The sequence below is a fragment of the Pseudomonas sp. CM25 genome (genome assembly GCF_013179705.1).
Lineage (GTDB): Bacteria > Pseudomonadota > Gammaproteobacteria > Pseudomonadales > Pseudomonadaceae > Aquipseudomonas.
Window position 1 is genome coordinate 1 of the sequence record NZ_JABMCW010000196.1, and the last position, 10530, is coordinate 10530.

The window sequence follows — 10530 nt, forward strand, 5'->3', positions numbered from 1 at the left end:
ACCTTGTGGCTGCGGATGCACTGAGGGCCAGTCCCTGCCTCAAAGCCCGGCGATATGTGTGACATCCTGCCGATGCGCCTGCAGGTAGGGCAACACCGCGCCCAGCAGCGGCGCCTTGAAGCGCTCTTGAAACCGGTGCGCCAGCCCGGGTATCAAGCGCAGCTGGCTGCCCTGGATATGCGCTGCCAGGTGCACACCATGCATCACCGGTAGCAACGGGTCGGCGGTGCCATGCACCACCAGGGTCGGCACCCGAAGCTGGTTCAGCAATTCCACCCGGCTGGGCTCGGCCAGTATCGCCATTATCTGGCGCTTGGCCCCGTCCGGGTTGAAGGCCCGGTCGTAAGCCACAGCCGCCTGCTGCAGCAATACCGCACGGTCGTCACGTACTTCGGGGCTGCCCAGGGCGGCGAGCAGGTCGGCCTGCTGCTCGATGGCCACTTCGCGGTTCGGCGCACTGCGCCGCGCCAGCAACTGCACCAGCGCCGGGTCCGGCGCTGGCAACCCGGCAGCCCCTGAACTGGACATGACCAACGTCAGGCTGCGCACGCGTTCGGGGGCCATGGCCGCCAGGTGCTGGGCGATCATGCCGCCCATGCTCACACCCAGCACATGAAACTGCCGCACGCTCAAGGCATCCATCAGGCGCAAGCCGTCATCTGCCATATCCGTCAGCGTGTAGGGTGCCGACACCGGCAGGCCCACCTTGTAACGCAGCAGTTCGAGCGTGAGGTTGGCTGACGGTGGCAGCTGGTTCCAGCGTGACAGGCCGACATCGCGGTTGTCATAGCGGATCACCCGAAAACCCTGGCGACACAACGCCTCGACCACGTCATCAGGCCAGTGGATCAGTTGTCCACCCAGGCCCATCACCAACAGCAGGACCGGGTCACGCGGCGCGCCGACGCTCTGGTACACCAGGCTGACCGCGCCCAGCTCGGCGCGCTGCACCGGGACGTGGGTGTCACAACGTTGATCGGCGAAACTCGCAGGTACGCTGAATATGAAGAAAACAAAAAGCAGAAAAGCCCGCATGGAAGAAACACCAGAATGCAGATACCCAGTAGAGCGCGAGTCTGATGAATTCTTTTCGGTCGCGCTGCCACAGTTCAGTGACAGTTTGATGACTCCCGCCAGGCGGTGCGGCTGAACGTGCAGTCGACAGCGACCGCAACATGAGGGAAACTCAACTCTATTGCTCTTTTCTCATATCATCACCCCGGAGTCAGCAGTGCTGGAGATCCGTCACCTGAAAACCCTTCATGCCCTGCGCGAAGCCGACAGCCTGGTGGAGGCTGCCGAGCGCCTGCACCTGACTCAGTCGGCGCTGTCGCATCAGTTCAAGGAACTGGAAGAGCGACTTGGCCTGCCGTTGTTCGTGCGCAAGAGCAAACCGATCCGCTTCACCAGCGCCGGTTTGCGCCTGCTGCAACTGGCCGATGCCACCCTGCCACTGCTGCGCGGCGCCGAACGCGACATCGCGCGCCTTGCCGGAGGTACCGCCGGGCGCCTGCACATGGCCATCGAATGCCACAGTTGCTTCCAGTGGCTGATGCCGACCATCGACCAGTTCCGCGACGCATGGCCGGAAGTGGAGCTGGACCTGGCCTCCGGCTTCGCCTTTGCCCCGCTGCCGGCGCTGGCGCGCGGGGACCTCGACCTGGTGGTGACCTCCGACCCGCTGGACCTGCCCAGCATCACCTATGTGCCGCTGTTTACCTATGAAGCGATGCTGGCCGTGGCCAACCAGCATCCGTTGGCCAGCAAACCGTATATCGTGCCGCAGGACCTGCTCGACCAGACCCTGATCACCTACCCGGTGGAGCGCGACCGCCTGGACATCTTCACCCGTTTCCTGGAGCCGGCAGACATCGAGCCCGCAGCCGTGCGCACCTCCGAGCTGACGGTGATGATGATGCAGCTGGTGGCCAGCGGCCGCGGCGTCTGTGGCATGCCGCACTGGGCGCTGCATGAATACAGCTCTCGCGGTTATGTGAAGGGCAAGCGCCTGGGCGACAAGGGCCTGTTTGCCACGCTGTACGCCGCCGTGCGCACTGACATGCTCGATGCGCCGTACATGCGCGACTTCCTGCTGACGGCCAAGGACACCTCTTTCGCCACGCTGGACGGTGTCAGCGCGGTTCGTTGAGCACCTGGCGGTACAGCGGCAGGATCAGGTCGCGGGTCAGGGGCGCCAGTGGCATCGCGGGCGTCTGATCGCCGGCCAGCCACACCACTTCTTCGATCTCGGCGGCCGGGACCACCGCTGCGGCGCTGTCGACCCGGAACAGTTCGGCCTGTACTTCGAAGCCTGGCTCGTTGGCGGCCGGGGCGCTGAACTGGCCCAGGTGCACGGCCTGGTCCGGGTCGATCTGCAGGCCCAGCTCCTCATGCAGTTCGCGCACCAGTGCCTGAACGGGTGATTCGCCGGCATCGATCTTGCCGCCAGGCTGCATGAATGCCTGGGTCCCACGCTTGCGCACCAGCAGGGTGCGGCCCTGAGGGTCGATCAGCAGGGCAGCGGCGATGCGGATGGTGTTGGGCATGGGCTGGGCTCACCAAGGACAATGGCCGTGGAGGATCCCATGGGGTCATTGGCCTGACAAGTCCACGGCCTCCTGTCCCCGGCCTTTTGCGGGCAAGCCCGCAAAAAGGCCGCATCAGTTTTCACCAGACCTCCCAGACGAACGGCCCCTTGCCAACCCGCCCCGCACCCGCCATAACCAGAACATGAACCTGCCCGCCAAACACCACCCGGTGCTCGAGCTGTTCCACCCCGCCGTGCGTACCTGGTTCCGTGGCCATTTCGCCACCGTCACCGATGCGCAAGCGCAGGCCTGGCCGTTGATCCATGCCGGCCAGTCACTGCTGCTGGCCGCGCCAACCGGTTCGGGCAAGACCCTCAGCGCATTCCTGGCGGTGCTCGACGAGCTGTTTCGCCAAGGTCTGGAGCGCCACGGCGACTTGCCCGCGCAAACGCAGGTGGTCTACGTCTCGCCGCTCAAGGCCTTGTCCAACGACATCCGCCTGAACCTGCAGGCGCCGCTCGAAGGCATCAGCCAGGCACTCGCAGACGAGGGCCTGAAAGCGCCGCGCATCACCACGGCAGTGCGCACCGGCGATACCCCGCAGAAGGAGCGTGCTGCCATGCGCAAGCTGGCCCCGCACATTCTGGTGACCACCCCCGAATCGCTTTACGTACTGATGGGCTCGGCGTCTGGCCGCGAAGGCCTGGCCAACGTACACACGGTGATCGTCGACGAAATCCACGCCTTGGCCGGCAACAAGCGCGGCTGCCACCTGGCCCTGACCCTGGAGCGCCTGCAGGCCTTGAGCAACCGCCCGCTGCGGCGTATCGGCCTGTCCGCCACGCAACGGCCGGTCGAGCGGGTGGCGCAGTTTCTGGTCGGCAGCGCTCGGCCTTGCGCCATCGTCGATGTGGGGCATGCGCGCCAGCGTGACCTGGCCATCGAGGTCCCGCCCGTGCCGCTGGGTGCAGTGATGGCCACCGATGTCTGGGGCCTGGTGTACGACCGGTTGGCCGCCTTGGCCAGGGAACACCGCACCACCCTGGTATTCGTCAATACCCGCCGCCTGGCGGAACGCATCACCCGCCACCTCAGCGACCGGCTGGGCAAAGAGGCCGTTGCCGCGCATCACGGCAGCCTGTCCAAGGAGCTGCGTCTGGATGCCGAACAGCGCCTGAAAAACGGCAAGCTGCAGATGCTGGTGGCAACCGCGTCACTGGAACTGGGCATCGACATCGGTGATATCGACCTGGTGTGTCAAATCGCCTCGCCGGGTTCGATCGCGGCGTTCCTGCAACGTGTCGGCCGCGCCAGCCACCAGGTGGACGGCGTGCCAAAGGGGCGCTTGTTCCCCACCTCGCGCGACGACCTGATCGAATGCGTGGCGCTGCTGGACTGCGTACGCCGCGGCGAACTGGACGAGCTGCACATGCCCCGGGCGCCGCTGGACGTGCTGGCCCAGCAGATCGTTGCCGAAGCCAGCAACCAGGCCTGGCATGAGCAGGCGCTGTTCGACTGCCTGCGCCAGGCCGCGCCCTATGCCGCACTCGACCACGCCCATTACCAGGCGCTGCTGCGCATGCTCGCCGAGGGTTACAACGGCCGCCAGGGCGTGCGCAGTGCCTACCTGCACCGCGACGCCGTGAGTGGCACCTTGCGTGGCCGCCGCGGCAGCCAGCTGACGGCGCTGACCAGCGGCGGCACCATCCCCGACAACGCCGACTACTCGGTACTGCTCGAACCGCAGTCGCTCAACATCGGCAGCGTCAATGAAGACTTTGCCGTGGAAAGCATTGCCGGCGATATCTTCCAGCTGGGCAATGCCTCCTATCGCATCCTGCGGGTAGAACCGGGCCGGGTGCGGGTGGAGGATGCCCAGGGCCTGCCGCCGACCATCCCGTTCTGGCTGGGTGAAGCGCCGGGGCGCAGTGACGAGCTGTCGGCTGCGGTGGCCCGCTTGCAGGGGCAGGTTGACCAGCAACTGGCACTGGCTGACGGTAACCTGGACCGAGTGCTGGCGTGGTTGCAGAGCGCATTCGAACTGGGTGAAGACAGCGCCGGCCAGTTGCTCGACTACCTGGCCCGCACCCGCGAAGCGCTTGGCGCCCTGCCCTCGCAGGAGACCCTGGTGATGGAGCGCTTCTTCGACGAATCCGGCGGCACCCAGCTGATCATCCACTCGCCGTACGGCAGCCGCATCAACCGCGCCTGGGGCCTGGCGCTACGCAAGCGCTTCTGCCGCACCTTCAACTTCGAGCTGCAGGCCGCCGCCAGCGAGGATGCCATCGTACTGTCGCTGTCGACCAGCCATAGCTTCGAGCTCGATGAAGTGTGGCGCTACCTGAACAGCCGCAGCGCCGAGCCAATCCTGATTCAGGCAGTGCTCGAGGCGCCGTTGTTCGGCGTGCGCTGGCGCTGGAACGCCAGTGTGGCGATGGCCCTGCCGCGCTTTGTCGGCGGGCGCAAGGTAGCACCGCAGATCCAGCGGATGAAAAGCGAAGACCTGGTGGCCGCCGTGTTCCCCGACCAGATCGCCTGCCTGGAGAACATTGTCGGCGAGCGGCAGGTACCCGATCACCCGCTGGTCGAACAAACCCTCGATGACTGCCTGCACGAGGCGATGGACTGCGAAGGCTGGCTGGCGCTGTTGCGGCGCATGGAAAGCGGCGCAGTGCGTCTGCTGTGCCGTGACCTGCCCGCCCCCTCTCCGCTGGCTGCGGCCATTCTCAATGCCAGGCCGTATGCCTTCCTCGACGATGCACCGCTGGAAGAGCGGCGCACCCAGGCGGTGCTGAACCGGCGCTGGAGCGAGGTGCGCAGTGGTGACGACCTGGGTGCGCTGGACGCAGACGCCATCGCGGCCGTCGAAGCCGAGGCCTGGCCAGAACCCGGCAACGCCGATGAAATGCACGAGGCGCTGATGGGGCTTGGCTGTATCAGCCAGGACGAAGTGCAGGCCAACCCCGATTGGGCGCTGCTGCTCGGGCAGCTGGCCAAAGCTGGACGGGCGTTGCGCGTGGTGGATGAAAACCTGTGGGTGGCGCGTGAGCGGCTGAGCCTGATGAACGTGCTATACCCGGGCGCTCGGCTGGAGCCTGCGCTACCGGTACTGCCAGGCTTCGATCAGGCCGTGGAGCCTGACAGTGCGCTGGTCGAACTGTTGCGGGCCCGCCTGAGCGGTCATGGTCCACAAACCGCGCCCCGGATCGCAGCACCGCTTGGCCAACCGCTGCAGGCCATCGAACAGGCCCTGGCCCGCCTGGAAGCCGAAGGCTATGTGCTGCGCGGGCACTTCAGCCCCGCTGCGACCGACCTGCAATGGTGCGAGCGCCACCTGTTGGCGCGCATACACCGCTACACGGTCAAGCGCCTGCGCCGGGAGATCGAACCGGTCAGCCTGCAGGACTTCATGCGGTTTCTGTTCGATTGGCAACACCTGGCCCCGGACGAACGCCTGCGCGGACCGCAGGCGGTGGCCGAGGTGCTCGGGCAGTTGCAGGGGTTTCCGAGTGCCGCCGGCGCCTGGGAAGCAGCGCTGCTGCCGGCGCGTATCAAGGACTACAGCCCGCACTGGCTCGACGAAGCCTGCCGCAGCGGGCAGTTTGCCTGGAGCCGGCTGGCGGCTACGGTGGCAAGCAGCACGCTGTTCAGCACACCACTGGTGCTGCTACCGCGCGACCCATTGAACAGCTGGCGCAGCCTGGCGCCCGCCCCCGCCGTCGATACCCTCGGCCTGCGCGCGCAGCGGGTTCATGAAGCCCTGAAAACCCACGGGGCGCTGTTCTTCGATGAGCTGGCGCATGAGGCACATCTGCTACCCAGCGAACTGGAAAATGCGCTGCAGGAGCTGGTGGGCTCGGGGCTGGTCGGTGCTGACAGCTTCACCGGCTTGCGCAGCCTGATCACGCCTGCGGCCAAGCGCACTGCACGCAACAGCCGCCGCGGCCACCCGCCGCTGTCCAGCAGCATGGCGCATGCCGGGCGCTGGGCCCTGCTGCGCCGCAGCGATACGCCTCCTGACCACGAACAGCGCCTGGAGCATATTGCCCGCAGCCTGCTGCGCCGCTATGGGGTGATCTGCTGGCGGCTGCTGGAGCGCGAGAGCGACGTGCTGCCGCCCTGGCGTGAACTGTTGCGCTGCTATCACCGGCTGGAAGCCCGTGGCGAGATTCGTGGCGGGCGCTTCATTGCCGGGCTGGCCGGCGAACAGTTCGCCTTGCCGGAAGCAGTGGGGTTGCTGCGGCAGGTGCGCCGACGCGAGCCCGACGGCGCGCTGCTGGTGGTAAGTGCCGCTGACCCGCTGAACCTGATCGGGTCATTGCTGCCGGGGGCGAAGGTACCTGCGGTGAGCGGCAACCGCTTGTTGTATCGGGATGGGGTGCCGGTGGCGATGCGGGTGGCCGGGCGCTACACATTCATGGTCGAGGCGCCGGTACAGGAGCAGGAGGGCTGGCGACAGATGCTGTTGCGCAACACGATTTGAGCGGTATTTGCTGCGGCGGGGCAAATGCTAGCGGGCTCGCGGGCGCCAAGGCCGTTGATGCAGCAATGGCTTGGCGAGAATGATTTTCGCTACCCCGATTTTAATTTGCACAGCCCGGCAACTTGGCTATGGTCGGGGTTTGCCCCAGGCCCTGAGCCTGACCGCGCCATCGCAAGGACCCTGTATGAGCCTGTCACTTCTCAGCCGCTACGCCTTCTTCGCCGCCTGTGTACTGTTCACCCTGGCGAGCCTGCCCTTCACCCACCACGAATGGCTGTGGCCGTTCACGCTGACCACCGGCATCCTCAGCCTGATCGGCCTGTTCGACCTGCTGCAGCAACGCCATGCCGTGCGCCGCAACTACCCGATCCTGGGCAACATCCGCTACCTGGTCGAGGCCATACGCCCGGAAATTCGCCAGTACCTGCTGGAGTCCGACAGCGACGCCCTGCCATTTTCCCGCGCCCAGCGCTCGCTGGTGTACGCCCGGGCCAAGAACGAGGCTTCGGACAAACCCTTCGGCACCTTGATCGACGTGTACGAGTCCGGCTTCGAGTTCATCGGCCACTCCATGCGCCCGGCACCGCTGGCCGACCCGTCCAGCTTCCGCACCATCGTCGGCGGACCACAGTGCAGCCAGCCGTACTCGGCGTCGATCTTCAACATCTCGGCCATGAGCTTCGGCTCACTCAGCGCCAATGCCATCCGCGCCCTCAACCAGGGCGCCAAGCTGGGCAATTTCCACCATGACACCGGCGAAGGCAGCATCAGCCCCTATCACCGCGAGCACGGTGGCGACCTGGTGTGGGAACTGGGCAGCGGCTACTTCGGTTGCCGCACCCCGGATGGCCGTTTCGACCCTGAGCGCTTCGCCACGCAAGCACGCAGCCCGCAGGTGCGGATGATCGAGATAAAGATGAGCCAAGGCGCCAAGCCCGGCCATGGCGGCATCCTGCCCAAGCACAAGGTCACCCAGGAAATCGCCGAGACCCGCGGCATATTGATGGGCGAAGACTGCATCTCGCCGTCGCGCCACAGCGCCTTCTCCACCCCCACCGAAATGATGCAGTTCATCGCCCAGCTGCGTGAACTGTCGGGGGGCAAACCGGTGGGGTTCAAGTTCTGCCTGGGCCACCCGTGGGAGTTCATGGGCATCGCCAAGGCCATGCTGGAAACCGGCATCCTGCCCGACTTCATCGTGGTCGATGGCAAGGAAGGGGGCACGGGTGCGGCGCCCGTGGAATTCACCGACCATATCGGCGTGCCGTTGCGCGAAGGCTTGCTGTTCGTGCACAACACCCTGGTCGGCCTGAACCTGCGCGACAAGATCAAGCTAGGGGCCAGCGGCAAGATCGTCAGTGCTTTTGACATTGCCAGCGTGCTGGCCATTGGCGCCGACTGGGCCAACTCGGCGCGCGGTTTCATGTTTGCCATTGGCTGCATCCAGTCGCAAAGCTGCCATACCAACAAATGCCCGACCGGCGTGGCCACGCAAGACCCGTTGCGCCAGCGCGCCCTGGTGGTGCCGGACAAGGCCCAGCGGGTGTTGAACTTCCATCACAACACCTTGCGTGCATTGGCCGAAATGCTGGCTGCGGCGGGATTGAACCATCCCGAGCAGCTGGAAGCCAAGCACCTGGTACGGCGGGTATCGGCCACCGAGATCAAGCTGTTCTCGCAGATGCATGTGTTCCTGAAGCCGGGGGAGTTGCTGACTGGCGAGGTGAATGGCCAGTTCTATTCGCGCATGTGGCAACTGGCGCGGGCGGACAGCTTTGAGCCGCACAGTGAGGTGGCGGCCTGACAGGCACCTGGGGCTGCTTTGCAGCCCATCGCCGGCAAGCCAGCTCCCACACTGACCGCTTTGCCCTGGAGCGATATGCTGTAACTGTGGGAGCTGGCTTGCCGGCGATGGGCCGCAAAGCGGCCCCGGCTATCTCAGATCAGGAAGCGGTACTGGCCACACCCTGCACCTCTTTCGGTGCCAGGCGGAACGTGTAGTACAGCACCGTCAGCAACACCAGGAACGCCGGGCCAATGTACAGGGCCACGCGGGTATCCTCGAAGTACGCCATCAGGCCAACCACCAGCACCAGGAAGGCCAGCGCCAGGTAGGAGCTCAGCGGCCACAGCCACATGCGGTACTTGAGTGCCTTGCGCTCGGCGGTGCTCAGGCCAGCGCGGAACTTGAGCTGCGCCAGCAGAATCATCACCCAGGTCCAGATTGCACCGAAGGTGGCGATCGAAGTCACCCAGACGAAGACCTTTTCCGGTACCAGGTAGTTGGCCAGCACACCCAGCAGCAGCGCGCCGATCGACAGCAGCAGCGCATTGCGCGGTACGCCGTTTTTCGAGGTACGGGCGAACGCCGCCGGGGCCTGGCCATTCTGCGCCAGGCTGTAGAGCATGCGCCCGGTGCTGAAGATACCGCCGTTGCACGACGACAGCGCCGCAGTGATGACCACGAAGTTGATGATGCCCGCCGCAGTCTTGATGCCCAGGCGCTCGAAGGTCATGACGAACGGGCTGCCCTGGCTGCCGATTTCGTTCCACGGGTAGATCGACAGGATCACGAACAGCGCACCAACGTAGAACAGCAGGATGCGCCAGAACACCGAGCCGATGGCCTGTGGAATGGTCTTCTGCGGGTTGCGCGCTTCGCCGGCGGTCAGGCCGATCATTTCCACGCCCAGGTAGGCGAACATGACCATCTGCAGCGACATCAGCACACCAGTCATGCCGTTGGGCATGAAGCCGCCATTGCTCCACAGGTTGGAAATACCGAGTGCCACACCGTCGTTACCGAAGCCGAAGGCAATCACGCCAATGCCCCCAAGGACCATGGCGATGATGGTGACGATCTTGATCAGGGCGAACCAGAACTCGAACTCGCCGAAGGCCTTCACCGCCACCAGGTTGACCGCGCCCATGCTGCCCAGGGCCGCCAGGGCCCAGATCCAGCGTGGTACATCGGGGAACCAGATGCCCATGTAGATGGCCACCGCAGTGATTTCGGCCACGCAGGTTACCAGCCACAGGAACCAGTAGTTCCAGCCGGTAAGAAAGCCCGCCAGCGGGCCGAGGTAGTCCTGGGCATAGCGGCTGAAAGACCCGGCGACCGGGTTGTGCACGGCCATTTCGCCCAGGGCGCGCATGATCACCAGGATGGCCAGGCCGCCGATGATGTAGGACAGCATGATGGCAGGGCCGGCCATTTCGATGGCCTTGGCCGAACCCAGGAAAAGACCGACACCGATACAGGCGCCCAGCGCCATCAGGCGGATGTGCCGTTCGCCCAGTTCACGCTTGAGCGGGCCGCCTTCAGTGGCTTGGCCGTGGGCAGGGTGGTTGCCGACTGGCATAGCAATACAACCTCATTTTGTTATTGGATTTGACCTTCGTGCAGCACTGACCATGCCGATAGGCGTGGCGGTGGCTTGCCAGGCTGGCCTCGTGGGCCGGCCCGTATGCCGGTGTAGAGCACCCGGCGGGGCGAAGGGGGCGAGCAGTATAGGAAGC

The 10530-nt window shown here is 65.4% G+C and carries 6 protein-coding genes; 3 read left to right on the forward strand and 3 right to left on the reverse strand.

What is annotated here, in order from left to right:
• Positions 1-39: 39 nt before the first annotated feature.
• Positions 40-1035: an alpha/beta fold hydrolase gene (locus HP546_RS19070; RefSeq protein WP_172228344.1), complete on the reverse strand. Its 996-nt coding sequence runs from the start codon at positions 1033-1035 to the stop codon at positions 40-42.
• Positions 1036-1231: 196 nt separating this feature from the next.
• On the opposite strand from HP546_RS19070, the gene metR reads away from it, so the two are divergent.
• Entirely contained in the window at positions 1232-2149 is a 918-nt protein-coding gene (gene metR / locus HP546_RS19075; protein WP_172228346.1) for a transcriptional regulator MetR, read from the forward strand.
• Here the strand turns inward: metR and HP546_RS19080 are convergent.
• Complete coding sequence (locus HP546_RS19080; RefSeq protein WP_172228348.1) at positions 2133-2546, reverse strand: NUDIX domain-containing protein; 414 nt, start codon at positions 2544-2546, stop codon at positions 2133-2135. The genes metR and HP546_RS19080 overlap by 17 nt on opposite strands.
• 184 nt (positions 2547-2730) lie before the next feature.
• Between HP546_RS19080 and HP546_RS19085 the strand changes: the two genes are divergently transcribed.
• Both HP546_RS19085 and HP546_RS19090 read left to right on the forward strand, forming a co-directional pair.
• Positions 2731-7011 (forward strand): DEAD/DEAH box helicase, encoded by a 4281-nt coding sequence (locus HP546_RS19085; RefSeq protein WP_172228350.1) that lies wholly within the window; start codon positions 2731-2733, stop codon positions 7009-7011.
• A gap of 184 nt (positions 7012-7195) precedes the next feature.
• Complete coding sequence (locus tag HP546_RS19090) at positions 7196-8815, forward strand: FMN-binding glutamate synthase family protein (protein WP_172228352.1); 1620 nt, start codon at positions 7196-7198, stop codon at positions 8813-8815.
• A 139-nt stretch (positions 8816-8954) separates the two neighbouring features.
• Here HP546_RS19090 and HP546_RS19095 read toward each other — a convergent pair whose 3' ends face one another.
• Positions 8955-10373: an amino acid permease gene (locus HP546_RS19095; RefSeq protein ID WP_172228354.1), complete on the reverse strand. Its 1419-nt coding sequence runs from the start codon at positions 10371-10373 to the stop codon at positions 8955-8957.
• Between the last annotated feature and the right edge of the window lie 157 nt (positions 10374-10530).

Excerpts from the sequence above, each read along its gene's own strand:
- HP546_RS19080 (WP_172228348.1), bottom strand. The coding sequence starts at position 2,546 with ATGCCCAACACCATCCGCATCGCCGCTGCCCTGCTGATCGACCCTCAG.
- HP546_RS19085 (WP_172228350.1), top strand. The coding sequence starts at position 2,731 with ATGAACCTGCCCGCCAAACACCACCCGGTGCTCGAGCTGTTCCACCCC.
- HP546_RS19095 (WP_172228354.1), bottom strand. The coding sequence starts at position 10,373 with ATGCCAGTCGGCAACCACCCTGCCCACGGCCAAGCCACTGAAGGCGGC.
- HP546_RS19090 (WP_172228352.1), top strand. The coding sequence starts at position 7,196 with ATGAGCCTGTCACTTCTCAGCCGCTACGCCTTCTTCGCCGCCTGTGTA.
- HP546_RS19070 (WP_172228344.1), bottom strand. The coding sequence starts at position 1,035 with ATGCGGGCTTTTCTGCTTTTTGTTTTCTTCATATTCAGCGTACCTGCG.